The organism is Caballeronia sp. LZ001, from assembly GCF_031450875.1.
Lineage (GTDB): Bacteria > Pseudomonadota > Gammaproteobacteria > Burkholderiales > Burkholderiaceae > Caballeronia.
Window position 1 is genome coordinate 555,619 of record NZ_JARTVX010000005.1, and the last position, 26,169, is coordinate 581,787.

18 protein-coding genes and 1 pseudogene are annotated in these 26,169 nt (G+C 56.1%); 8 read left to right on the forward strand and 11 right to left on the reverse strand.

From position 1 onward, the window contains the following. Positions 1 to 759 precede the first annotated feature (759 nt). Positions 760 to 2,088: a hypothetical protein gene (locus tag P9292_RS39040; RefSeq protein ID WP_250495270.1), complete on the forward strand. Its 1,329-nt coding sequence runs from the start codon at positions 760 to 762 to the stop codon at positions 2,086 to 2,088. Positions 2,089 to 2,125: 37 nt separating this feature from the next. Here P9292_RS39040 and P9292_RS39045 read toward each other — a convergent pair whose 3' ends face one another. From P9292_RS39045 to P9292_RS39060, 4 genes are all read right to left on the reverse strand, one after another. Beyond that, positions 2,126 to 3,394, reverse strand: coding sequence for an O-antigen ligase (locus P9292_RS39045; protein ID WP_244831380.1), 1,269 nt, complete (start codon positions 3,392 to 3,394; stop codon positions 2,126 to 2,128). Between the two features lie 29 nt (positions 3,395 to 3,423). Beyond that, positions 3,424 to 4,914, reverse strand: coding sequence for a hypothetical protein (locus tag P9292_RS39050; RefSeq protein WP_309847860.1), 1,491 nt, complete (start codon positions 4,912 to 4,914; stop codon positions 3,424 to 3,426). 71 nt (positions 4,915 to 4,985) lie between these two features. Further along, positions 4,986 to 7,295, reverse strand: coding sequence for a polysaccharide biosynthesis tyrosine autokinase (locus tag P9292_RS39055; RefSeq protein WP_244831382.1), 2,310 nt, complete (start codon positions 7,293 to 7,295; stop codon positions 4,986 to 4,988). A 477-nt stretch (positions 7,296 to 7,772) separates the two neighbouring features. Further along, complete coding sequence (locus P9292_RS39060) at positions 7,773 to 9,272, reverse strand: tyrosinase family protein (RefSeq protein ID WP_244831383.1); 1,500 nt, start codon at positions 9,270 to 9,272, stop codon at positions 7,773 to 7,775. A 522-nt stretch (positions 9,273 to 9,794) separates the two neighbouring features. Here P9292_RS39060 and P9292_RS39065 point away from each other — a divergent pair. After that, complete coding sequence (locus P9292_RS39065; protein ID WP_250468026.1) at positions 9,795 to 11,054, forward strand: oligosaccharide flippase family protein; 1,260 nt, start codon at positions 9,795 to 9,797, stop codon at positions 11,052 to 11,054. Positions 11,055 to 11,101: 47 nt separating this feature from the next. Here the strand turns inward: P9292_RS39065 and P9292_RS39070 are convergent, their stop codons facing one another. Next, complete coding sequence (locus P9292_RS39070) at positions 11,102 to 12,319, reverse strand: glycosyltransferase family 4 protein (protein WP_309964920.1); 1,218 nt, start codon at positions 12,317 to 12,319, stop codon at positions 11,102 to 11,104. Positions 12,320 to 12,394: 75 nt separating this feature from the next. Then, the gene (locus P9292_RS39075) at positions 12,395 to 13,510 is read right to left on the reverse strand and encodes a glycosyltransferase family 1 protein (RefSeq protein ID WP_309964922.1); all 1,116 of its coding nucleotides are present in this window, start codon (positions 13,508 to 13,510) and stop codon (positions 12,395 to 12,397) included. A 1,528-nt stretch (positions 13,511 to 15,038) separates the two neighbouring features. Here P9292_RS39075 and P9292_RS39080 point away from each other — a divergent pair. The 3 genes from P9292_RS39080 to P9292_RS39090 all read left to right on the forward strand — a co-directional run bounded on the left by P9292_RS39080 (position 15,039) and on the right by P9292_RS39090 (position 17,609). Beyond that, positions 15,039 to 15,764: a Crp/Fnr family transcriptional regulator gene (locus P9292_RS39080; protein ID WP_244831387.1), complete on the forward strand. Its 726-nt coding sequence runs from the start codon at positions 15,039 to 15,041 to the stop codon at positions 15,762 to 15,764. 73 nt (positions 15,765 to 15,837) lie between these two features. Next, positions 15,838 to 16,170 carry a hypothetical protein gene (locus P9292_RS39085; RefSeq protein ID WP_250510583.1) on the forward strand — a complete coding sequence of 111 codons (333 nt, stop codon included), beginning with the start codon at positions 15,838 to 15,840 and terminating at the stop codon, positions 16,168 to 16,170. Positions 16,171 to 16,235: 65 nt separating this feature from the next. Further along, on the forward strand, positions 16,236 to 17,609 hold the full coding sequence (locus P9292_RS39090) for a UDP-glucose/GDP-mannose dehydrogenase family protein (RefSeq protein WP_250527295.1): 1,374 nt from the start codon (positions 16,236 to 16,238) through the stop codon (positions 17,607 to 17,609). A gap of 68 nt (positions 17,610 to 17,677) precedes the next feature. On the opposite strand, the gene P9292_RS39095 is transcribed toward P9292_RS39090, so the two are convergent. Then, positions 17,678 to 18,856: a glycosyltransferase family 4 protein gene (locus P9292_RS39095; RefSeq protein WP_250527296.1), complete on the reverse strand. Its 1,179-nt coding sequence runs from the start codon at positions 18,854 to 18,856 to the stop codon at positions 17,678 to 17,680. Positions 18,857 to 19,282: 426 nt separating this feature from the next. Between P9292_RS39095 and P9292_RS39100 the strand changes: the two genes are divergently transcribed. Together P9292_RS39100 and P9292_RS39105 are read left to right on the forward strand one after the other, a co-directional pair. Next, positions 19,283 to 20,164, forward strand: coding sequence for an ATP-grasp fold amidoligase family protein (locus P9292_RS39100; RefSeq protein ID WP_309847876.1), 882 nt, complete (start codon positions 19,283 to 19,285; stop codon positions 20,162 to 20,164). A 69-nt stretch (positions 20,165 to 20,233) separates the two neighbouring features. Beyond that, a pseudogene (locus P9292_RS39105) lies at positions 20,234 to 20,352 on the forward strand (IS3 family transposase); the annotation flags it as partial. A 93-nt stretch (positions 20,353 to 20,445) separates the two neighbouring features. Here P9292_RS39105 and P9292_RS39110 read toward each other — a convergent pair. After that, complete coding sequence (locus P9292_RS39110; RefSeq protein ID WP_309964924.1) at positions 20,446 to 21,897, reverse strand: ISNCY family transposase; 1,452 nt, start codon at positions 21,895 to 21,897, stop codon at positions 20,446 to 20,448. 518 nt (positions 21,898 to 22,415) lie between these two features. On the opposite strand from P9292_RS39110, the gene P9292_RS39115 reads away from it, so the two are divergent. Continuing rightward, a complete protein-coding gene (locus P9292_RS39115; protein WP_309964927.1) occupies positions 22,416 to 22,802 on the forward strand; it encodes a hypothetical protein in 387 nt (128 codons plus the stop codon). 55 nt (positions 22,803 to 22,857) lie between these two features. On the opposite strand, the gene P9292_RS39120 is transcribed toward P9292_RS39115, so the two are convergent. The 3 genes from P9292_RS39120 to P9292_RS39130 are packed head-to-tail and all read right to left on the reverse strand — an operon-like array spanning position 22,858 to position 26,153. Continuing rightward, a complete protein-coding gene (locus P9292_RS39120) occupies positions 22,858 to 23,673 on the reverse strand; it encodes an IclR family transcriptional regulator (protein ID WP_309853070.1) in 816 nt (271 codons plus the stop codon). A 57-nt stretch (positions 23,674 to 23,730) separates the two neighbouring features. Next, positions 23,731 to 24,537, reverse strand: coding sequence for a shikimate dehydrogenase (locus P9292_RS39125; RefSeq protein WP_309964929.1), 807 nt, complete (start codon positions 24,535 to 24,537; stop codon positions 23,731 to 23,733). A 2-nt stretch (positions 24,538 to 24,539) separates the two neighbouring features. After that, entirely contained in the window at positions 24,540 to 26,153 is a 1,614-nt protein-coding gene (locus P9292_RS39130; RefSeq protein ID WP_309964931.1) for a CoA-transferase, read from the reverse strand. Positions 26,154 to 26,169 lie beyond the last annotated feature (16 nt).

Consider the following 26,169-nt stretch of genomic DNA (forward strand, 5'->3'; position numbering starts at 1 on the left):
GGCGTGAGGGCTTCGATTGAACGAAATGCGGGTTTGCCATACGGAGGAGCGCTTTATTTCTCATGCAGCGCTTGAGCTAAGAAAAAATAGAAGCGGAAAAAACCGCGTTTATGAAGGCAGATTTTGGCGTACGCACGTTCGTATAAACAGTCGAATCTCGGATAAATTTTTGATGCGATGATTCCACGATATGAGAGTTCACGCCTGAGGCCACCGTCCGACATGGCCTTACGCCAAATAAATTAACAAAAGGTAAGATCTACTTAGCAACAACGACATCAAAATTAAAAAGGTACAATTTGCCCTTAAGCGGCGATTGACTAGCGTCATTTGTTCCGCTCAGACTAATTCGAACAGCCCTTTTCTTGCTTTTCTTCCAGAAAGTACCGAACGAGGGTTCACGAGGCGTGTCATTTTAGGTAATATCCTCTTATCGTATGACCTCTAAGGCAAGCGTTTGCGTTCCACAAGGTGCGTATCTGCCATGTCTTCTGCAAATCGCGGAACCACTGTGTCTCTCGGAGTCGTCAGAAGTTCCTTAGTTTTTTGATGCAGCAAGGGTTAGTCACCGCGCAACGGCCGTTATTTCCGGCATCGCGCATCGGTGATCACCATCCTTAGAGCTTCCAAGGTCGACACGCTGTCAGATAGCGTAAGTACCTTGGTTCATCCGTTAGCAGTCCTCTTTAAAGGGGGCACGAAGACATCCATCTCTAACCTCAGGGAGTTTTCCGCCCGACTTGGCGGAAGTACGAAACGATGATTAATCGACGGAAATTTCTAGCTAGCATGACCGCGCTGCCCGGAACCTATATGCTGTCCGCTTGTGGTGGCGGAGGTGTGGGCGAACTGCCGGAGTCGTCGGCAAAGGCTTCGGATGACTCCGCCTTGCCGGATTCGACTGCCAAGGCAGCAGCGAACGCGTCAGCGGATGGCACGACCATCCCTAACGGAACGTCGATCATCGATAAGACGGGAGCCGTGTGGACGCTCTCAGGCGGTATGGTCTACAAGAACAAGACCTCTGTGTCGATTGCAAACGTCGTCATGCTCCTTTGGTCGGGCGGCAAGATCTACCAGAAAAACAAGAGCAATCAGTTCTATGTCTGGTCGAACAAGTGGCTCGCATGTAACGACCCGCGCGTCGACGTCGCCGCACCGGCAGGCACCTTCTTCGGCATGAATGGTCACTGGGACTACCGCTACACGCCCGCCGAGACCATCTCTATTCTGAAGGCCTTGGGCTGTACCATGTATCGCCTCGGCAGTAACGGCACCACGCAGCAGAACAACGCCGTAGCCAAAATGGCTTCGGCCATGAATGGGACCGGTATCAAAATCCTCGCGCTCGTTCAGCAAGGCTTGACCGACGCTTCGGGCAATCTGTTCGGTAGCGAGGCAGCGGCTTACGCTACGGCCTACAACACCGGCATGACTGTGGCCGCCGCGCTCAAGCCGCACGGTGTGACCATGTACGAGTGTGGCAACGAACTCACCCGTCGCTCGCAGACCGTGCTGCATTCGAACCGTGCGGGTACGGACGTAGTGGATTTCAACAACGCGAACTGGCCCGTCATGCGCGGCGTCATGCGGGGCCTGATGGCTGGTGTGAAGGCCATTCAGCCGGACGCGAAATGCGGCATCAACTTCTGCGTGGCGGACATCGGTGCATCGGATGCACTTTGGGACGGCATGCAGCCCGACGGTACGAGCGGGCATCCCAAGGTTCGCTGGGACATTACGACATGGCACAACTACGAGGTGTATGGCGACTTGTTTGACATCGGTTCGGACGGCGCGGGACCTCACTTCGATTTACCGCAGTACTGCAAGGCACGCTACGGTGTTCCTTTCATGATCACCGAGTGGAACGCGAATCCCGAGCAGACCGATGCTTACCGCGCCACGTTTGTCCAGTCGCGCTTGCAGTCGTTCTACAACGCACGCAAGACGCACAACATCCAGTCGACCATGTACTACGTGCTCGATAGCGGCGATCACACCTTTGGCATCATGACCAACGGCGTGCCTATCAACCCGGTGTACTCGAGCTACACCAACTTCGCCCGAGCGCGCTCTGGTGCTTGATTGCCCGCGCTAGTGACCGGAAACACAGTGGTCGAGTTCACTGTGGTTCCGGCCGGACGGCGAGCGCGCTTCTGACCGGCGCTCTCGCCGTGCGCGAGCGAAGAAAGCGCATAGAAAGTCCGCGAGACGACACCACGAGAGACAGCACAAGCGCCAGCGGTAACACGTTGGATGGCGACGTCAAGCGGTGTTCCGTGGCCGCCATGACCATCAGGCAGACCGAAGAAAGCTCCACGAAGCGAAGTGCAACGAAGTCGCGCGAGCCTCTCAAGAGCAACGATTCCTGTGCCTTCCGCTGACACCAACCCGTCAGTCTCCAGTAGAACGACAACATCAACACCAGTCCAACGATCCCGAGTTCCGCGAGGAAGTTGAGGTACGAGTTGTGCGCATGCGAGTCGCTATGATGCGTGGTGATCCGCAGCGGTTGGGCGAATAGGTGAAAGTAATTGATGTATGAGGCTATTCGATCATCGAACGATCCAAAGCCCATTCCCACGATAGGACTCTGCTCGAAGTACGCCAGCGCACGAGGCCATAACCATTCATAGCGGATGTTAAGATTCGCCACTTTCTCGTCGGGATCGCTGATCGCGAACGTGTAGCCCATGTAATTGATGTGCGGTAACGTATGCCACTGCGCCACCGCTAGCGACGCCAGGATCATCCCTGCGATCATGGTCGCCAGCACCCAGCGTTTGCGACCCAGCACAATGTAAGGCACGATCATCACGATGCCGAGCAACGAGCCGCGGCTGTAAGTCGACCAAAGCATCAAGAAGTTCGCGCCCATGAGCGCAAGCATTGGCTTGCTGGGTTTATGCATGTAGTTTGCAATGCCCAGGCAAAGCAGCATGGCAAGGAAGCCGCCCGCCGCATTTCGTGCGATGAACAAGCTCCCGTAGCTATCGCTCGGATGCTTGAGAATCGAGAGCAGTCCGGCGTGTGCCAGATAATAAGCGTAAAGCGGAGCGTTGACGCAGACCGCGAAGATATAGAAGCGGCGTAGAAGCTTGTTCAGATCGAGGTCGTGCGTGTATAAGAAGCCTGCGAGTATCGGCGCGTAAGAGATGTAAAAGTTGCCATCGCGACGATAGAATTCGAAATCGACGAGAGAAGCGGGATCATAAAATATGGTCGATATCGTCGCGAACGCGGCAAAGGCCACGAGCGGCGTGACGAACGAAGGGTAAGAGCGTCCGAAGAAACGCCACCCGTAAAGAAGGATCGGCAGAAATCCTATCGCGCTTAACGGCACGAAGTTCGTCACTGTCAGCAACAACGCAATCAGCGTTATGTAGACCATGCTGAGTCCCCTTGATTTAATGCTTGAGCTCAGGCCTTACGCCGCAGAACAAGATAGCTGAGATGCTTTTTTTCGCCGGTGCCGAGTGCGGCAGGCGTAGAAAAGCTCACGTTGATCTGACTGCCCTGACGCTTTTCGACCTGAGCCGTCGACACGGCGCCGGTAACCGCATCTACCAGCGATGCATCCAATCCGCCGCTTGCAAGCTTGCCACCATCGCTCAACTGTACGGTCGATTGTCCTGGGGAAGAGCCCACCAGGAGGATCAGATCGTTGTCCGAGTACAGCGCCTGAGGACTCTTGTCGTCGCTTGCCGTGACTTGGCCTGTATAGGGCGAAAGCGTGCCGCGAAGCGTCGAGCAGAGAACGATCAATGTGCGGCCGGGGACGTTATAGGTACGTGGCGTGCCACGCTTGGTGAGTCGGAATGGATCGTAGCCGTCCCAGTGATAAATCATCGAGACATATTTGTTCGGATCGTCCCATCCGCGCTTAAGCGCCCATACCGCGAAGGAAAAAAAATACTGAGGCAGGTAATGTGGATCGATCATGTAGCGGTCGCCGATCTCCGTCTGCCAGATGCCTCGGACCGTCCCAGGCTGCACGTAACGCGAGTAAAGGCTGTCCAGATCCTTGACGCTCATGTAGTGAGTGTCGAGATAATCGACATTGTCGATCATGCGAGTCTGGTAAGTGCCGCTGCGATATTCGAGCCACTTCACGTACGAATCCACGCCGCCTTGATCGGGCCAGCCGCCATAAACAACATAGCCTTTGTACTTCCTAATGATGGCTGCCGCCGGGAGATGGATCTTGTCTACATAGTCCTGCATGGCGCTGTCATAGCTGGACGAGAGCTTACGGTCCTTGTTATATCCCGATCCGTGCCAGAAAGTCGCCTGCGGCGATCCCCCCGACAAGCGCCCGGCCGCTTCATTCCAGATCTGGAAATACTTCACGTTGTACGGAGGCGCGCTGTACTTGCTAACGGCCGCTTCGACATATTTCTGCCAATAGCTCACGTCCTTAGGCGCGGATTTCGAATCGCCGTCAACGCTCGCGTTCCACTTCGGCGTATAGCCAAGATAGAGCAGCGTATGCACGCCGTTTTGATTGTTCCTTAAAATGCAGCTCGACAAGTCCACGTCGAAACCCGGACTCGTCTTCGAGACGTTCATCGCGTCGCTTGAAGAATTCGGCTGACCAGGTCCCACCGAGTCACGGCCCCAAGTCAATCCCATTTCGCGCCACATACAGATGTCGGTAGGCGTCTGAGGAAAACCATTCGAGCCGATGAGGTCCGTAATGCGTCGCGGTCCGGTGCTAAGGGCTGGACAATTGCCTTGCGCTTGTGAATTCAACGCGTGAACGCTTAGCGCCGGCGCTGCGCTAAGGCACGCCAGTCGCAAAAGCGTGCGTCGCTTTTCAAATAGCTTGGAAAATGCGCTTTCTGGGATCGAAGGATCGTTAGTCAAGGTATTCAGGCAAAGAGACTGTAATGCCGCGGGCAAGCCGCGCAAGGCAGCGACGAATGCTAGTCGCTAAGGCGGCTAGCATTCGCTGCAAGAAGAAACGCGATGTGCTTCGCTGCTTAGCCCGGTTGTGCCGCCGCCGCGGTGTCCGCCATGATGTAGCTATAGCTCTTGTCGCTACGGCGTATCGGAATAGCGTTGAAGACCGCGCCGAGCACGCGCGCGTCGGATCTCTCAAGCTTCTTGACCGTCTCCGAAATTTCCTTCTCACTCTGCAAGCCCGAACGCAGCACGAGTAAAGTGGCGTCGGCCTTGGTTGCAACGATAGAAGCGTCGCCCACCGCGAGCATCGGTGGCGTGTCGATGACGATCACGTCAAAGAGCGGTCTCAAGTCCCTCAATACATCATCGAACGATGTCTTCATCAAGAGCATGGCCGGATTTGCGCCGCGCGATCCGCATGACATGAATGAAAGGCCATCCACGCCTACAGAACGTACGACCGAGTGTAGATCACGATCGCCGCGCAGTACTTCATGTAGGCCGCCAGCGTTGCCTTGACCGAATAGCGATGCAAGACGTCCACGACGCATGTCGCCATCGATGAGAAGCACGCGATGACCGATCTCCGCAAGCACTGCCGCGAGATTAGCCGCGATAAAGCTCTTGCCAGCGCCTGGTGTCGGTCCGGTCAGACAGATGACTTTGTTTGGGATATGACTGAGGTCATTGAGTAGGGGCGAGCACACCTCTCTGATCGCTTCGACCGCCGGGTCTTGCGGGTATTGCGCGGCAAGCAACGCCAGATGATCATCACGGAACGGATCAGCGCTTCTACGTTTGGACCGGTAGGGCGCCGCAATGCCAGTTGAACGCTTGCCCGGAATTCTCGATGAGCCGGAAGGCAAGGCGAGCCGTTGGGCAGCGCTCTTCGAATACATCATCTGATGCTGGCTGAAATAGACAGCACCGATGAGCGGTACGCTAAGCTCTTCGATGTATGACGGGTCAGTCACGCCAGTCATGACGTGCTTGCGGATGAAGACCGAGAACACGCCAAAGATGAGCCCGACAAACACACCGCCACCAATCACGAGAAGCCGATTAGGTTTGACCTGATGCAAAGGCGTGATGGCGTAGTCGACAATATGCGCGCCACCTGTCGAGCTCGCACGCCGCACGGAGAGCTGCTCCGACTTCTGCACCATTCCAAGGTAAATCGTTTCGGCAACTTTGGCGTCACGTTCAAGATCGAGGCTCTGGCGCTCGGAGGACGGCATCTCGGAGAAGCGCGTGTCCAGCGTCGACATTGCGCGCTTGAGATCGTTGAGCTGATCGTCGATATTCACTATCCAGCGGCTGCTCGGCTGGAAACGATTCAGGAGCTGAGTCCTCTCCATCTGCAAAGCTGCATATTGCTTTTGCAGTTCGATGCCACCTTGAAGATACGCTTGCGACTCTGCGGTCGGTTGCAATGCCTTGGCTTTGGAACGGTATTCGTTGAGCGCCAGTTCCGAGCGCTTGAGATCCGCCTTCAATCTCGGCAATTCCTGATTGATGAACTCCAACGTGGCGCTGTCCGAGCGTTGCTTCGCGGCCACCGCGGTGGCAATGTACTGATCGACAAGTGAGTTCGTCACTTGAGCCGCTTTCCAAGGGTTGCTGTCGAGGAATGTAAATTCGATGACGCCCGTGTCTTTAGCCATGTCCTGCACTTGCAGCAGGTCGGTGAAACGCGCTACGGCATCGCGCGAGTTATAGCGGATCAAAGTGAAGTCGGTACCCGGGCGAGCGACGATCTTCTTGATATCGAGCGATACACCGTTGGCGCTGGCCGGCTTGCCAGCGACGCCCGCAATGAGCAATTCGCCGGAGGGACCCGAAAGCTGATAATGCCCATCAGCACCTGCCGTCAAAGTGAATTTCTCTTCTTCCAGTTCATGCGGCACGTCGAACGAAGCAACCTGCAGTTGCTCGCCACCCCACGCGAATGAGCTGAGCCCAAGCCAAGGAGACGCGGGCCTTCCCGGCGTAGCCAATTTATTTGCGAGCGACCCGATAATAGGGATCTGCTTCGGAATCACGGCGACATCGAATCGATATTTTTCGATGACCGGCTGAAGCACGGATCGGCTCGTCATGACCGCCATTTCGGCGCCAGGAGACGGGTTCATCAATACTTGCGCATCCTGATTCTGCAGGGCGATGCCAAGCGCATTGGGCTCCGTTGGATCGACTCTGACCACCGCATCGCCCTGATATTGAGGCGTGGCGAGAAATGCATACGCGACCGCGATCAATGTGACGCCAAGCGCCACAAGGAGAATTTCCTTGTAATGATCTCTCATGAGAGCCAACATGGCGCGCACAGATAACTGGCCGCGCTCGTGGCTAAAATCAGGCATATGTGTGGCGACGGAGTCTTTCACGTGTATTTCCCGGAGCGTGGAACAGGATAGAAAGCTTACGAATGCCCGGTTAAAACCGGGCCGCACTATCACAAACGCGCTACGCGTGAGCGGCGATCAATCGCAAGACGAGGCTAAGCACGGTGGAACCGCGCAAACGAAGACACGTTTGACCTTAGTTGGTCGCCGCGTCTTAGACGATCTTTCTTTCAAATTAGTGACCTTCGAAATAAAGAACTCTAAATGTCACATCAGAGCCAGGCTTTAACGCCTATCGTGCCTTTGAAGAGGCTGAACCCAATTTACCTTGGGAGAGTTTTTTGGAAATGTGGTCCTCCTCACACACGTACGGAAGCGCGCTTCGCGCAAGTTGCATTGACAAAATTTGCGCGCATACGGCAAACGCATGCCAGGCGGTTCTGAACCGGCCCAAAAAGGGATAAGTGAGGCGTCTTCATCTAAAAAAATAGAACGATAAACACGACGCCTCATAAGCATTTAATATGCATCGCCCGGTTTGCGCGAAACTGCGGGCTGAACGATAAACGGCGCGTCGTTGGTTAATTCGACGCGAACTTCGCCTACTGTCATGACCTCGCCTTTTGCCGTCTCGGACCCGTTCACGCGCACTAAGGAAACGACATACTCTCGGGTCGCGCCAGCGCCCATCTTGGCAAGCGCCTCGGTTGCGGGAAATTCAAGCTCGACGTCGCCGTGATGCGCAGCCCCGGCTATCTCGAATGGACCGAGCGTGCCAATAAAATAGGTGGATTTGGCGGTTTCGGCGTCGACCTTATCTGGCAAGTTGAGATAGACGTTATAGAAGTATCCGCCAGCAGCGCCTGCGCGCGTCAAGGCGAGTCCGTCGAAGACAATCTTGACCGACCGATAACGACTTGCAGGGACGGCTAGCGCCTGCGTTGCCGATGAGCTCTTAGCGTCCGTGGACGAGGCAATCGACGTTGCGGATAGTAAATCCTGAAGGTCTTGCGTCGAACTCGCTTCCGTCGTTACGCGAACGCTGACCGATGCTTCTCGTAGTGCCAAGCCTTTCACGCCGCCTATCGCGCGTCGTCCGGTGGCAAGCGTGCGTGCGGGTGTGGCGGCAAGGCTCACGAGTGCCGGGCGCGAGCGAAGCGGTGTGATTTGCGCCTGGACGCGAATAATGTGCGCTGCATTTGCCTGCGGCGGAAGCGCGGTAGGGCGATTGGTGTTGGCGTAATCGTAGCCAAGCGTGCGACGGTTCGAATAACAGTCGGACTTTTTGATGGTTAATCCCGTTGCATAGGTGAACGTGCCTGCCCAGTAAGCTGCAGTCGGAACAGGCATGGTTCTGCCATCAGGCAAGGCCCACGCATGCCAGAGGCGATCCACGTTTGCATGATGCAGGTAAAAAATAGGATCGCGCGGCGATTGCATTGTTGCCATGACGTTGCCGATCAGGTTGTGCACCGGATTGTGAGGCGCGGTTTCGAATTTTTCCTCGAAGGAGTTAGCGGTCCCGCGCTGAAAATTCACGGTCGTGGCGGCGAATGGCGACAGGTCCAGCGACGAGTACACATTGTTATTTAGCCGCGGGCAGAAAAGCGGGTTGCCGCTAGCTGAATCGGTGAATTCTGGTGGGATGCTTGGTGTGTGAAACCAATCCCAGTACGGCAGCGTCAGAGCGTTATCACCGGACACGATCCGCAACTGCTTCTCCAGGTAATAAAGATATCCGCGATGCCAAGCCAAAAAATATGGCATCTTATGCGGACAGTAATTAGCATGCACGTTCGCCCAGTACAGCCAGGAATTGGGACTGCTAGCCGTCTTGTTTGCCATCATGGTCTGCAGAGCGTTGATGAACGATCCATATTGTGGCGTCAGCTTGAATTGCTCCCATTCAAGGCGTACGTATGTCGTTGTAGCCAGTGCGTTTTGTGGAAAGGGAGCCACAAGTAATGCGGACGCAGAGGCGCCCAGGAAAGTGCGACGGTCAAGTTTGAGATACGACATCAGCGCTCCATAACGTAGTTTGCCTAAGTAATGCGGGTCCGTCGAAGCGCGATCTTGGTGCGCTTTTTCGTGTCGGAAGAGGTTCAGGCAAGGGCGGATCGGACGAGCCAAGGGCTCGATCAGCCTGCTTCAGGCGGGTGGCGACTTCGAACGTTCGCGTAGCCGAGGAATTGACGTGTTGATATGAAGTTCTACTGCATTCGATGCCGTTCTGATCGTACGGTCTCGCACACGACAAAGTCTTTTCACCGAGCTTTCGACACGAACGAATTTATACCGCTGCAGCCCCGCCCGTAAGCCCGCTTAGTAGGGCTTGAATTTTTCGAACTTGTGTTCTTAACCGGCTAAGCGCACCTTTGCAAATGACGCAGTGCGATAGTTTGAAGGACTTAATGGTCTTTCATGCGATCTTTCGAGCGCTGCTTAGCGCGGCTGTGTCTGTCGCTGTTTGCCGCACTCATCGCGTGTGCTCGCCCGTGACTGGAATGCGACACGTGAAACCCTTCACGCTCGAGTACATATATGGCTTCTTCGTTCCGGAAGAATTTTGCGGTTTTGTTGCTTCTTCAGGTATCGACCTACGCGGTTCCACTGCTCACGCTTCCCCTGCTCACCCGCGTGCTTACACCGGAGGGGTACGGGCGCCTCGCGTTTGCGCTGGCCTTCATTAATTATTTTATTGTCTTGACGAACTACGGCTTTGGCTTAACTGCTACGCCGCAAATCTCCGTCAACCGCGCCAATCGCGAAGAGCGCTCTCGAGTCTTCTGGTCGACGCTTTGCGCGCAGGGTGTGGTCACGATTGGCGGCTTTACCATCTTGCTGACCCTGTCTTTCGTGTTTGACCGCCTTGCACAAGATCGCGAACTTCTCCTCCTAGGCTTTGGCCTTGCCGTTGGCGCGATGCTCACTCCGACGTGGTATTTCCAGGGCATCGAAGACTTGCGCATCACGGGCGCCATTGTCTTTGCGAGTCGCGTGCTGAGCGTTCCCGCGATGTACTTGCTCGTGCACAGTCGAGACGACATCTACTGGGCAATGGGCGTCAATTCGCTCGTACCTTTGATGTCGGGTCTGACCATCATGACGTACCTTTACTTTCGTCGTGAGCTCGACTTTGTTTCCGTATCGCTGGATTCGATTGCAAAGTCCCTCAAGGACGGCTGGAGCGTCTTCCTCGCGACGGCCATCAATGAATACAGCGCGTCGAGCAACACGGTGCTGCTAGCCCTTATCTCCGGGAACGTTGCCGCCGGCTACTTCGCTGCGGGCGATAAGCTAATCCGCGCCGCCATAGGCATCATGAGCCCGCTCAAAACCGCCGCATATCCGCGCATCAGCTATCTCATGCATCATTCGCGCGATGCGGCTTTTTCCTTCTTGAGAAAAATGCTAGCGTTCCAAGGGACGGTTGTTGCGTTGATCTCTTTGACCATCTTTACAGCCGCGCCATTAGCGGTGAAATTGCTTTACGGTCCGCACTATCAGCCTACAGTCGACGTATTGCGTCTCATGGCGTTCGTGCCGTTCCTGTCAGGTATTGCAGATGTCTTTGGCGTGCAGACCATGCTGCCTCTTGGAATGAAGTCGCAGTTTGGACGCGTGCTTTTGGGCGCGGCGGTTCTCAACGTTGCGCTTCTGACCGTTCTATCCACGTTCTTTGCGGAACTAGGCGCCGCTACAGCGCTTCTCACAGTGCAGGCATACGTCGCGATCGCCATGGCGACAACGCTCTATATGCAGCGAGTTCCGTTCTTTTTGAAGCAGGGCGTTCCCGAATGAAGCGGCAGGCGCCGCCTCGGCGAGATAGATTGTGCGATGGGGTTGCTTTAAGCGACGTTCTTGAGAACAGGCTTAGTCAACGCAGTTTGATAGACGTCGATATAGGCATCGACCATCGCGGCAACGCTAAAACCTTCGGCGTATTGGCGCAAGCGGTCGTGCAATGACGTGTCCTGCAGGAGCTTCACGGCATCGCGGAGTTTGTCTATAAGCGTGTGCGGCTGCTCCATATCGAAGAGAAGGTTGGAGCCCGGCTCGATTACTTCCGGAATTCCACCTGTGTTTGCAGCCACGACCGGCACGCCGTGTGAGTAAGCTTCGACCGTCACGCGTCCAAAGGGCTCATTCCATTTCGATGGCACGATGAGAATGTCGATAGCTTCCAGAAATTCGCCAGGCTTCACTTGCCCCAGGAATTCGACGCGCGGGTCGGCATAGTTCTCTTTCAGCTCCCCCAGATATTCCGCATCGCCCTTACCACCGATGGCAAGCGTCCATTCGAGCGAATGATCCGCAAGAAGCTGCTCGAACAAAACCTCAAGTCCTTTTTCCGGCGAAACGCGTCCGAGCACGCCAAGCCGTACAGGGCCGCTTTCGTACTTTGAAGCGCGCTTCATGGGAACAGCATCGTCCAGCGGAACATAACAATTGCTGATGACCTCGGTGCGCATTGCGCTTGGGAAGAAGCCATTATCGACGTGCTTCTGCAAGACAAATCTGCTTACGCCGACGGCCACGTCCACACTCGCGGATGCGGCACGCTTCGGTCCCGCATACAACGAGCACATGCCGCATTGACGCTCACAAGGCTTCGCACCGGAAAACATGGTGGACGTCGGGCACATGAGATAGTAGTCGCGAGCCGTATGCACTATAGGCACGTTGGCATTACGAGCCACGCGCCAGATGTCAATTGAGAGGCAGGAAAGGTTGCTCGTGTTGACTATGTCGGGCCTTTCCCGCGCAATGATATTTTTGAGCTTGCGCGACATGATCACGTTGTGCAGATCGATGGCGTGCCAGATAAGCTTGACGACAGACGAATGCTTTTTCGGTTTGTGCGGCCAATAAACATTGACCGAGCGAAGATGGTAGACCTTTACGCCGTTAAGTCTGCTGATCCGATCCACGCCGGCGCCTGTAGCGCAAACTACGCACACTTCCATTCCGGCCTTGACAAGGCCCTCCGCAAGGAGTCGCGTCGATATCTCTGCCCCGCCGACGGAATCCGGATGATACAAAGTGTTCGCGATGAGTATTTTCACGGCATCCGCAGTAGTTGGTGTTATCGCTGATCCAGGAAGCGTTCCGCAAGTCATCTGTAATACTACGGTATTTATTTAATCCTTGGTAGGTTGCGTCTTTAAGTAAAGCGCACTTTCGTGGCGTTCGCCATAGAGAATTTGCGCAAGCGCATACGCAGCGCGGTCCCACCTGAACTGGTTGGCTCGCGCGTATCCGCGTTGACGATGCCACTCGCGGACATCGTGTTGTGTGGTCATCACTTCGATCTTCGCAGCAATATCAGTGGCTGAAAGCGGATCACAGTACATGGCCGCGTCGCCACAGACCTCGGGAAGCGAAGCTTCCGAAGACGTAATGACCGGACACCCGCAACGCATGGCCTCTAGCGGCGGAAGTCCGTAACCCTCGTACAGAGATGGGAAAACGAGGCAAGCAGCGCTTCCATACAGCGCCTTCAATTCGCCGTCCGATACAAAACCTGCCCAAGTCACCTTATCTGATTGCGCGACGCCCTGCACGTCTTGTGCGGCGAAAACACGCGGATTTGCTCCTCCCGCCACGACGAACTTGATGTCGGATTTTTTTTCGAGCAGCTTCGTAGCATCGAGCACGCGCTGCAGATTCTTGCGAGGATCCAGGCTCCCGACCAGAACACAGAATTTCCCTTTCTCAAGCGATAGACGAGTGAGAATAGCTGGATCAGGCTCTATGCGATCCATGTGATCCGCGCCGGGACGAATGACCTCGACATGCGATTCCGCTAAGCCTAGATGGTGGCAAATGCGCCGTTTGGAGAAGTCCGATACGGTGAGAATCAGTCGGGTCTGCTTAGCGAGAACTGAAAACTTGAATCGGTACCAAAAAGAAAACCTCTTCGAGAATGCTTGAGGGACGTCGTAAACCGCCATATCGTGAATCATCACCAGTTGACGACGTTTGAGCAGCGGCCCGGTATTGCACAAGCTGATCAGTGTGTCCTGCGCCGATTCGAGCGGCAAAACGACTTGCTCCCATAGGTTTCCCTTGAGCAGCTGCGGCAAACGCCCTTTGCGGCTGGCTAGTCCAAGGTCTTTGGCGTCGGGTGGCACCACGAGCGGCAGATCGTTCGGAGTCGAAGCCTGCGCCTGCAACGCCCGCGTCAATTCAAATGCAACGCGTTGCACGCCTGTGATGCGTTGAGATGCAAATTTGCCATTAATGGTAAACCCCATGGACCCCCCGTCAATACTGCGAATTATTCCGGTGCGTACCGGCTACGACGTGGTACGAAGGCTTATCGTTCGGCCACGGGAATTTGTGAACTTGCATTTGTCAGACGTTCCAATTCGGCCGTCTCAGCTACTTCAATTAGAAGCCGTAAGTCCGACACGAGAACGGCGGATGACCGCATGTTCAAGGCATCAGCGGTGTTAATCGACTTCCTAATTCGCTCCAGCGCAAATTGCACTGCTTTCATGGAAAGCTCTCCGAGGAAGATACCCATTGCTCAACGACGAGGAAGGCGAGTCCCGGACAAATTAGTCCGAGAAGGAGGATCCCGGCCCAGCGACACGTGCAGTCAACGTCAGTGGTACACGCGCATTGGTGTGATGAAGACACACAAGAAGTTTTTCTTGCCGCTATATTTGGCTCTGTGCGGGAAAACACTGACGTACATGCCGTACAAAAAAGCAAGCATTAAGAATCCTTTTGTTTCAAAATTGAAAAACGTTGCCGATTTTTAGATCGTACGTTCACTCTTTAATGAGCCCGCGCTTCACCTTTACGCCTGGCGAAATCCACTGATAAAATCGGCTCCATCCTTACATGTGCTTGACATCTTAAAATTGGTGGTCCCAACTAACGTTTTCGCGCAAAGGTTTGCGCGAAATTCATCAGATGGAAGACATGTAGCTCAATCAAACAAGTCGGCCGATTAGTCTGATGAATAAGACGGAGCGTATTTGCTGTTTTTTGCTCTAAGCAGACCCGATTTCCGCTAGCTAACTGGGCACCTAATACCTGAGTTACTTGATCGCATAAGGCACTTCGCAGCAGGCACGCGTTTTATCGTACTCCTCATTGGTTGAACAAGACTTTTTTCGTTTTGATGGAATGTGAGCATTGAAATTTCGAGCGCTTTGGACTTTGGTGCCCTAGTCCACATTGAACCTCGTAAGCAATCTACGATAGTTAGTAGGCCTAGGACCTGTTCTCTGGAGGTGCATTCGACTGATACGCAGCATTCGACAACATCTTTAGAGCAAAGTAGGGCGCCGCTCGTCTAAGGACGATCATGCGAAAAGTCAACAGCCCTATTGGACAACGCGTCGGTGCGAACGCTCCACCGTGTGTCCGCCGTCCCGCCAGTACGAGATGCCGACGGTCTCCCTACAGAGGCACGCGGTTGGCTAATCTCGACTTGAAGGGATTTGGACTACGAACCTTCGTTCACGGAGTCGTCTATGTGGATCATCGACCGAGCGCGCGCATTCTTCGCTCTCATCGCTCGTGCGGCTTCAGTTGTCTGGGTGTTGTGCACATTTGTTTTTTTGGTCGTTCTCATGTCGCTTTTCAGCAAGTTGGAGCAGCGATCGGAAAGGTTGTCGAAATTCCGCCAAGACCGGAAGAATCGACATCCGATGGGCGCAAACCCCTCCACCGTGCCCGCTAGCGGAAAGCTACGAGATTCGAACGAATAGCTGATTCACCTTCTAGAGCGCGTGTTGTTACGCGCCCCAAAAAAACGAGAGCGAGTTTATGCTGAATCTTCAATCGGATCTGCACGGAAATCATTTGTTGCGAGCGTTGCCACTGGAAGAATGGCAGGCGCTCGCACCCGATCTCGAGATCATCGAGTTGCGAGCGGGACAGGTGCTTTGCAATGCACATGACTCGTTTCTTCATGTGTACTTTCCGGCGTCCGCGGTCATCTCGCTGTCACATGCGTTGGACGGCAATTGCTCGGTCGAGATTGCAACGGTAGGGCGTGAAGGCATGGTTGGCGTGCCCGTTTTAACGGAAGGCGACACCATGCCCACGATGGTCACAGTGGAATGCAGCGGCACCGCGTACCGCATGGACGCGCATCTGCTGCGAGAACACTTGCAGCGCTCGCGGCTCCTTGATCGCCTTTCCATGCTTTATATCCATGCGTTCTTCACGCAGATCGCGCAGAACGCGGCATGCAATCGGTATCACTCGCTAAGCAGTCAACTCTGTCGATGGCTTCTGGTCGGGCTCGACCGGGCTTCATCGAATCAATTGCGCGTCACGCAGCAGCACATCGCCGACTTGCTGGGGGTGCGTCGCGAAGGCGTCACCGAAGCAGTCGGAAGATTGCACTCGCACGGCGTCGTGTATCAGACGCGCGGCTGCATTCGCGTTCTTGATCGCAAGGCGCTCGAAGCGCGTGCTTGCGAATGCTACGGTCTTATCAAGGCGGAGTTCAATCGCTTGCTACCGGCGACGATCACGACCCCGTAAAGAGAATGAGCTTGTCGCTTGCAAAAGAGCAGGTGCATCAACGAGCTTCAGACACCGAACAGGAGATGCTGTGATGGCCCGTGTGCTCATTCTCAATCTTGCTGCGTCATCGACGGACACCGCCGACAACGATCTAACCGTGCCGGTCGAGATACGGAACGAGGCAGGATCGGTAATAAAGCGCGTGATACTCGCGAGGGCGTGGCCAACGAGAGTCGAATTGCCGGACGACTTCGAAACGCGTGGTGTTCCAGCCGATGAGGCAAAGCCGCCTAGCGGCCTGGCCGTAATCATCGTTGCAACAAAAACATACGGCGGTCAAGAAGCACAGCGTCGGCTCATGCTCATTGGTCGCTTTAGCCAGCATACCGTCGATTTCATGCTCGACGTCTCAAGAAGTGGTTAGTAAGGCCTTTTGACCGTCGCGCCGCTTAGACGGTCCCTTTTAACTTTTCTATTGTGAGCGGGCTTATGAAAGTAACCGTCGTTGGTACGGGCTATGTTGGCCTTGTTACAGGCGCATGCCTGGCCGAAGTGGGCAACAGCGTTCTTTGCATGGATGTCGACCAAGAAAAAATTGATTTGCTTAACCGGGGCGGCATTCCCATTCACGAGCCAGGACTCAAGGAGCTGATTCAGGGCAACGTGAAGGCAGGACGAATCAGCTTCACGACGAGCGTCGCCAAGGCGGTAGAGCACGGAGACGTACAGTTCATTTGCGTAGGTACGCCACCTGATGAAGATGGTTCCGCAGACCTTCAATACGTATTAGCGGCTGCCGAGCAGATTGGCAAGTACGCGCAAGGTTTCAAGACGATCGTCGACAAGTCGACCGTTCCGGTCGGCACAGCAGATAGAGTCGCCGACACCGTGCGAAAAGCGCTTGATGCCAGGGGCGTAAATCATCAATTCTCGGTCGTGTCTAATCCTGAGTTTCTGAAGGAAGGCGCAGCCGTTGTCGACTTCATGCGCCCGGACCGGATCGTACTTGGCTGCGCGTCCGATACCTCGGGCGAACGCGCGCGCGCCATGCTTACGCGTCTTTATGCGCCATTCAATCGGAACCACGAACGTACGATGTATATGGATGTGCGCTCCGCCGAATTCACGAAGTACGCTGCTAATGCAATGCTTGCGACGCGTATCTCGTTCATGAACGAGTTGGCGAATCTCGCCGATATGGTGGGCGCGGACATCGAGGCAGTGCGGCGTGGCATAGGATCGGACCCGCGCATCGGCTACGATTTTCTTTATGCGGGTTGCGGCTACGGTGGCTCGTGTTTCCCTAAGGATGTGCGTGCATTGATTCAAACAGCGCATGAGTACGGCCGCGATCTGCAGATACTGAACTCGGTGGAGTCGGTGAATCATGCGCAAAAGGACGTGCTTGTCAGCAAGGTCTGCGCGCGGCTTGGTGAGGACCTGACGGGGAAAACACTTGCGGTTTGGGGGCTGGCCTTCAAGCCGAACACCGACGACATGCGCGAAGCACCGAGCCGCAGGTTGATTGCCGAATTGCTCAAGCGAGGCGCGACTGTTCGTGCATACGATCCGGTTTCTTCGGAGGAGGCGCAACGGGTTTTCGCGCTTGACTTGGCAGACGACCCTTCGTACGGCGCAAGGCTTAAATTTTGTAGCAACCAGTATGAAGGAGTGAAGGACGCCGACGCGCTTGTAATCGTCACCGAATGGAAAGCGTTCAAGAGCCCCGATATCGCAGCGCTGCATGCTGGTTTGAAGAAGCCGTTAATCTTCGATGGGCGCAACTTGTTCGATCCCGAGAATATGGCGGAGCTGGGCTTTGTCTACGAGGCCATCGGTCGGCCCACGGTTGAGCCGAAGTAATCCCTAAAAGATAAAGGCGTTGCGGGTTGATTACTCGCAACGCCTTTTTTCGCATCCGAGGTGTTCGGTCACACTTGCGACTCGGTCACCGCTACATTGCTTCGACTTGGTACAGGAGCCACTTCTTTTTCGGCACGGAAACGAGCTAGCCTGACTTCGATGAACGCCGAGAACGACGCCTTGAATTTTTCGGTGGAAAATCTTTCGGCATTTTCGCGGCATGCGCGCGGATCGAACAGATGCGCGTTGCGCTCGAAGCGCTCGATGGCATCGATAAGCGACTCACACGTTGGCTCCTTGAAGAAGAGGCCTGTGGGGCGTTCGCGTGGCAGGCCGATCACCGTCTCCAGTGCGCCGCCTTTGCCGAACGTGACGACCGGCGTGCCGCATGCTTGGGCTTCTATGATCGATATGCCGAAGTCCTCCTCGGCCGCATACACGAAAGCGCGCGCGCGCTGCATGTGGTCACGCAAGACCTCGAATGACTGATAGCCGAGGATCTCGACGTTCGGACCTGCGGACGCACGAATCTTTTGCATGTCGGGACCGTCCCCGATCACGACAAGACGCCGCTCCGGCGTGCGGGAAAACGCCTTTACGATAAGGTCGATGCGCTTGTACGGTACAAGTCGCGATGCGGTTAAATAGAAGTCATCTTTCTGTGTTCGCATGGGAAGTGAACGCACATCGACCGGAGGATAAATCACAGTCGAGTCACGTTGGTATGCCTTCCTGATACGGCGCGCGATGAAGTGCGAATTGGCGATCAGATAATCCACGCCGTTGGTCGAGCGTGCGTCCCATACGCGAATATAGTGCAGCAAAAGCCGCGCCATGACCGACTTCAACCCCTTGGTCAGGCCCGCTTCGTTGAGATATTGATGCTGTAAGTCCCAGGCATAACGAACCGGCGAGTGAACATAGCTGACATGAAGCTGATCCGGTCCGGTAATTACTCCCTTGGCAACCGCGTAAGAGCTGGAAATGATGAGATCGTAACTTGAAAGATCGAGCTGTTCGATTGCTATAGGCATTAGCGCCAGATAAGACCTGTAGCGCTTTTTTGCAAAGGGCATTTTTTGAATGAAGGACGGGTGTACTTTGCAATCCTTGACGCAAGCGCGGTCTTTAAGAAAGTCAACGATGGTGTAAATCTCGGCGCCTGGAAAGCACTCGATAATTTGCTGCAGAACTTTTTCCGCGCCTCCAGACACCACGAGCCAATCATGGACAATCGCAATTTTCACGGTTTTCCCTCGTTTAGAGAAACGAATGAGGAGACTTTCTTGGGCTTAAGGCCTTATGGTCCTAGGTAGAAATCCCAATTTTTGTGGTGTACCTAACACTTCGATGGCCGCCAACGAATTGCAAGGGAATCCTCAAAATAGGTGAAATTGTTTCGGGCGTTTTGCCCTGCCGCGTATATCGTTTCCAGTAAAGAATGACCGGACGTCGTGCTTAAAAACGCAGATCGTACGTCTGTTGGTTAGCGCACAACGTCGAGCATTCGAGCTGTTCATACTGTGGTCAACCAATCGAAAGTTTCGAGAGTTCTTCCTTGCATGATCGTGCATTCACAAGACGAGGTCACCGAGTAAGGTGACGCAGTGGCTTGTGGGCTCGAATGGATGGATCACAGCAAGCGTTACATAGAAATTCTTAAGGAGAGAGGGATGTCGCTTCCGAGGAGACTGTTCAACGGTGCAAAGGGGTGGCTCCCTGATACCGCGTATCTCATGCTCTACCATCGTCACAAGGTAGGACGTTTTCCCAACGTGCGCGCTCCCGAGACGTTCAACGAGAAGATTCTTTACCGGTGTCTTTTTCCGGACCCCCGGTATGCGGACCTTGCGGACAAGCTCAACGTGCGCGACTACGTTCAGCGCAAGGTCGGTGAGCAATACCTGACCGAGATAATCGCCACACCAGAGAGGTTCACCCGCGAGGAGTTCGATTCTCTGCCGACAAGCTTTGTGATGAAGGCGAATCACGGTAGTGGTTTCGTCAAGCTAGTTCGCGACAAGGCCGAGACGTCCTTCGAGGAGCTCGACGCGCTTGCGCGCGAATGGCTGATCACCGACTTCTATCGCATAGCGCGGGAGCGTCACTATCGGACCATCAAGCCGCGCATTTTCTTTGAAGAGCTTTTACTCGATTCCAGCGGTGCCGTTCCTGCTGACATCAAGATCCATTGCTTTTTTAACGGAAGAGACAGCCAGCCCACGATTTACATCGCGCTCATTTCGGACCGGTTTGGCGAGCATCCACGTGGCGACATGTATGACGGGAACTGGAACCGGCTCGATATTGCGATCGGCCACTATCCGCGTAGTGAGGTCGCGGCGCCGCGACCGCAGTGCTTTGATGAGTTGATCTCGGTCGCCGTTAGCCTTGCGGAAGGCTTCGAATACGTGCGGGTAGATCTTTACGCACCGGACGATCGAATCCTCTTCGGCGAGTTGACCTTCACGCCGGGTGCGGGCGTGTTTCCCATGCATCCGGATATAGTCGATTACGAGTGGGGGAGGTTGATGGAGGTTAAGGGGGTTGGTTAGATCGGTCGCTTATGCCTTTGCCCGGGCGTCGGGCGAAGGCTATGCGCCGCCTGCTTGTACCGCAGCACCGATCAATTCATTGAGGCCGTTGATTCGTACATTCGCTGGTACACGAGAAGCGGATCGAGATCTCGCTTGGCGCACTCAGTCCGATTGAATACCGGGCGAGCCTCGGGCTGACGATATAAGGCAGTCCAAGAATTCCGCCGCATCCCAAACACGACACTAGGATACTGCCGCAACACGCATGTCGAGGCCAATTTGAAATGTCCGATATTCGGCTAAATTGAAATGTCCGGTTTGGGGTCGGTTCCTGCTTCCAAAGAAGACAGTTTCCCCACCGAGGCTGCCCGCATTTTGGCACTTCTGAGCATCATCGCGTTCAGGTCGATCTGCTTGAGTTCGCGTTGCTTGCGCGTGTTGTTGGCGCGCATCTTCGGGCGCACCTCTTCGCCCCGATTGGTGCGTGAGGGCGCTGACTTGATAGGGCGATTGTCGCGCTCCATCTGCACCTGCCTCGACAGCGCAAGGACGTGTCCAAGACGCTTGTTGTCGACCTCAGCGCCCTGGTCGACATGGGACAGGCGATCATAACGTCGACAGGGCAACGCCGCGCCATTCGCCCAAATCTCGATGCGCCCGTCCGGGTACTCGTACACATCGAGATAGCGATGGATCAAGGCGCGCGTCGCCGGCGAATCTTCAAGCAGGTACATCACGCGATCGTATTGCACCGTCAGCGAGGCCGAGACGCAACGAGATTCGCGTGCCGTCAGAATCGAATCGAGATCCTCGTCGGCACGCACCGGACGATGCGCGTCAAAGTCGCTCTTCGCGCGCTTGCCGAAACGGTCGTTGAAGTCGGCGATGAAGTGGGGCGCATAAGCATTCGCGGCCTCCCACGTGTCGATCTCGCGCAGCCGCAATTCCTTGACGAGCCGATCCTGCAAGGTCAAGTTGGCACGCTCCACGCGCCCCTTCGCCTGACTGCTGTTGGCGCACAGGGTCTCGACGTTGAGCTCGTACAAGGCCCGGCCAAACTGCGTGACCCCCTTGTCAGCCTTGCGCGAGCCCCGGTTGAGCGAGAACACACTGGCTTTATCGCTATACAGCGCCAAGGGCTTGCCGTGCTGCTCGATGTAGCGGCGCGTTGCCTCGAAATAACTGAAGGTCGATTCGGTGGCCGTGAAGTGCAGGGTCATCAGACGGCTGGTGGCATCGTCGATGAACACCAGCAGCGTGCACGCCGGCGCGCGAGCTTCGAACCAGCGATGATCGCTGCCATCGATCTGGATCAGCTCGCCATAGCACGAGCGACGGTTGCGCGGCTGATGGATCCTTGGAGGACGCTGTCGACGTGGCGTCCAGAGTCCGGCGCCGATCATGAGCCGCCGAACGGTTTCCTTGGCCAGCCGAATGTCATGACACTCGCGCAGCTTCTCGCAGGCAAGCGTCGGGCCAAAATCGCTATAGGGCTCTTTGACGATGGCCACGGCCCGGACCGCCAAGCCCGCGTCGACACGATGATTGCCCGTTTGACCGCGCTTGCCGGAAACCAGGCCCGGCGCGCCTTGTTCGCGTAACCGCGCACTGAGACGCCGCACCTGTCGTGTACTCAGTCCACGTCGCTCGGCGGCCCGCCACGGTTTGAGCAGTCCGTCGACCACTGACTGAATCACTTTGAATCGGTCCAACTCGCGCATCGACATGGTAATCGTGTCCGTTGCAGCCATCGCGGTCTCCTGCGCCGAAGCATCGGCGCGGGGTAAGCTTAGGCGGTTCGAAGCGGACATTTGAATCTGGCTAAAAGCGGACATTACAATCTAGCCGCTACAAACATAAAATGCGCTAATTTACATTATGTCTAATAAGATCAAGCCGACCACAAAACGACGCAACACTTCCAATCCACACTTACTTTCCCTGAACCTACAAAGTTCCCGCACGGCTACGAGTTCGACCAGTTACCAACGCCACCCGCTACAGCGCTCACAACGATCCCCCGTCACCATTTGCTAAAGGCCTTCCCGCACCCGACACGAACCGCAAAATCCAAGCCGGACGTCGAAACGAAAATTACACGAAGCGCTAATCCAGCGCCTTCCTACAAACCCCGCCCAGCGACCCCATCAGCCGCCACTTAAACTCCTGTAACATAAGACAAACAACTATCGAGACGCCTGGACGCCAGCACGAAGCCATTCGTGCGCTACGCTCGCTGACGAAGCGAAGTGGACCGGGACCCCATGAGATGGCTGCAGGCCTCCGCAAGCAAGAATCTTATGCCCTTATCACCGTGTCTTTAGCATGGTGCGCGTTAGATCAGGCTTATGATGACGATAAACGCAGGCTGGCCGAGCAGGATTTGCGCGCGTCGATAGAACGACTGGACATGATACAAGAGGCGATTCGCAAAGCCCTGCCATACAAAGGCGGCTTTACGAGGTGCGCCTCGTGCAGAAATATTTTTAGCGACGAAGGAAGCTACCTCGCTCATTGGGCTTACATACAAGGTGAAATCACCTGTGTATTTCTCCCGCCCCTTTTGATGGCCTTAGGGTTTATCGTCGAAGAACACAAGATCGGCGAACGTTTATACCCTGATTACGTTCTCCGCCATCCTTTGTATGTCACATAGCCTGCGTGAAATTCTTTTCGATGCATCCGATTTTCCACAGTCGCCCACGGACCTCTCAAGCCACCATCGTCGTTCGCTCACGTAGCGCGGTCCCGCTTGGTCTCAACGGCCACAGTTCTGCGAGTTCGGACGCCGTGCTCTGCAACTTCGGGGCGATTTCCTCGATCTGCTCGGTCGTCATGCGAACACTTGGACCCGCAACGCTGACCGTGCCGAGCGCGGTTCCAAGACCGTTCACCCTTATCGGCACGGCAACAGCCGAAACACCAGGCTCGGCCTCGCTGACCGCAACCGCATAGCCACGCTTTTCCGTAAGCGCGAGTTCCTTCAAAAGGTCCTCGATAGACCGCACGACATTGGGCCCTTGCCGGTCGGCTTCTCCGAAGCCCATGCTGGCCACGATTTGAATCGCCCGGTCACGAGGCATCGAAGCGAGCCATGCCTTGCCGGTCGCCGTCGAGTAGACCGTGACTCTCCCAGTCGCGGAACTGGGTGGCTGGTAGATGAGACCTGCCGTCGCGCCCTGCGCCTGCGCGAGCCAGACGAGGGTGTCGCCGTCCGCAACGGCTAGACGCACGAACTCTCGCGTCTCGTGCGCAAGCCTGTTGAGTACCGGCTGACAGATGTTCGGAATGCCGGTGGCCGCGTAAAACCGCTGCCCCATCACCGCAAGGCGCATGGTCAGCCGATAGAAGCCGGTGTCGGGCTCCTTGGCAACCCAGCCAAGATCGACGAGCGTCGAGAGCAGCCGGTGTGCCCCGCTCTTCGGCAATGACAGGCGCTCGGCGATTTCCCCGAGGGGCAAGGTGTTCGCGCCCTCGGCAAGGAGCGCGATGATTTCCAGACACCGTTCAGCGGGAACATGCGACATAGCGATCCAGACGTGTTGAGGTTGAAATTTCGCCGCGTGCGCCACTGACGACACATGCTATCTATCGGTCAGAAAAAACGAAGTGATGGATTCGATCTGACCGGTATGCATGTCCTTTCCGTTGACCCATGCACAGCCGAATCGCTGCGCATGGGCGATGAGCGCCGTCGGCTCTTCCGATAAAACCACATCGCCCACGAGCACGTCTTTCTTCAGCGGGCCGAGGTTGCCGGGCAAGCCGTCGCCCGCGGACATGCCAACCGGCGATGCGTTGACGATCAGGTCGAACTCGCCGCGCGCGTCCGATACGCCAGCAGCTCGCGTATGCGGAAACGCTTCGCTCAAGTTTCTTGCCACGATACCCGCGCGCTCGGCATCGATATCCAGAATGGAGATCGAAGCGACGCCGGCTTCGGCAAGCGCCGCGGCAATCGCGCTGCCCGCGCCTCCCGCCCCGAACAACAGTGTGCGCCTGCCGGAGACGCTCAAGCCCCGCGCCTCGACGCCATGCACGAAACCGGCGCCGTCGAACATGTCGCCGGTCCACGAACCGTCGGCCTCGCGCCGCAGCGCATTCACCGCGCCGACTGTCTTCGCGGCCACGCCGAGTTGTCGGGCAAACGCGCAAGCGCGCTTCTTGAACGGTGCGGTGATAAGCAAGCCATCGAGGTTCACAATCTCCAGCAGCGCGGGGAATGCGTCGTCGAAGCGATCTGCATGGACGTGCAGAGGGACGAGCACGGCATCGATGCCTTCCTGCGCGAAGCGCGCAGTATAGACCGCCGGAGATCGAACCTGCACGACAGGATCGCCTACGATGCCATAGACACGCGTTGCACCTGAGATCTGAATGCTGTCCGCCATGTTCAGCCTCTCCCGCGCGATTCGTACCATTGCGCCACGCGCTGGCTACGGTGGCGACGCGCCTTGGCGCGCACGTCTTGCGCCAGGTTCATTAAGCCCGGTTCGAAGAGTCTGGCATCCATTTCACGCAACTGCGGCGACACCACGGGCCGAAAACCCATGTGGGCGACGACATCGCGTTCGGCATCCAGCCCCGGAGCGATCTCGATCAGCTCGAGCCCTTGCGGCCCGACGCGAAACACGGCCCGTTCGGTGACGAAAAGCGTGAGTTGCTTGCGTTGCTGACCAATCCGGGCGCTATAGCAAACCTGTTCGAGTTTCGGCACGAACTTCATGTGCCGCCCTTCCCTGCGAATGACGGTCTTCCCGTTCTCCCAGCCAATGTCGAGATCGCCCGCCGTGAGCGTTCCACTGAAGATCACGCATTTCGCGTTCTGGCTGATGTTGATGAAGCCGCCAACACCGATGATCTTGTCGCCGAACCGGCTGATGTTCACATTCCCCTGAGCGTCCACTTCGGCAAACGAGAGGAAGGCGAGATCGAGGCCGCCGCCATCGTAGAAGTCGAACTGCGACGGTTGTTCGATCATCGCGGCGAAGTTCTGGGCGCCGCCCGAATCGCGACCCGTAATGGGCGCGCCGCCGATAAGTCCCTGCTCGTTGGTCAGATGCACCGCTTCGAGCAGCCCCTCTTCGGCCGCAACGGTGGATAGCCCCGTGGATACGCCCGCACCCAGGTTGCAAATCGCCTCGGGGAACAATTCCATTGCCGCGCGCCGGACGATGACCTTCCTCGGCCCGAACGGCAGCGGTCTGATCTGGTCGACAGGAACACGCAACTCGCCGGAATAGCTCGGGTCGTAGTCGGTCGCATAGGTCTGGCGCTGTCCCAATTCCACCACGACGAAATCGACGAGAATGCCGGGAATCTTGACGTGCTTGGCGGGCAGCGTACCGTTTCGCGCCATGCGCTTCACCTGAACCACGACGATGCCGCCCGCGCGCCGCGTCGCTTGCGCCATTGCCAGCATCTCGCCGAATACGGCTTCCTGCTCCATTGTCACGTTGCCGTCTTCGTCGGCCGTCGTGCCCCGCAGGAACGCGACATCGACCGGAATGTGCTTGAAGAACAGCCACTCTTCGCCGGCAATCTCGGTCACTTCGACGAAAGCGGGCGGCGTGCAGGGGCTTTGCCGCGCACCCTGCTGCCTCGGGTCCACGAAGGTGTATAAGCCCGTCTTCGTGAAGAGACCCGGACGGCCGCCCGCCATCTCGCGCATCAATTGCGACAGCACGCCCTGCGGGAATGTGTAAGCCTCGATCTTGTCTTCCGCCGCGAGTCTTACGAGTCCCGGCGAATCGACGAGCGCGCTTGTAATGGCCCGTCGCAGCAAACCTTCGTGAGCGAGGTGCGATGCGCCCAGTTCGCCGCGGTCGCCCACACCCACGATGCTCACCGAGGTCAATCCAAGCGGCTTCCGTTCCGCCAGGAAGCGGCGCTCGACGGCAGCCAGAAGCGCCTCGGGCACGGAATGCCCGCCACCGGAACCGCTGATCAGGATGGCATCGTTATCGGCGACGAGTTGAGCCGCTTCGTCCGCGGTTATTCGTTCCATGGTTCGCTGATCGCTC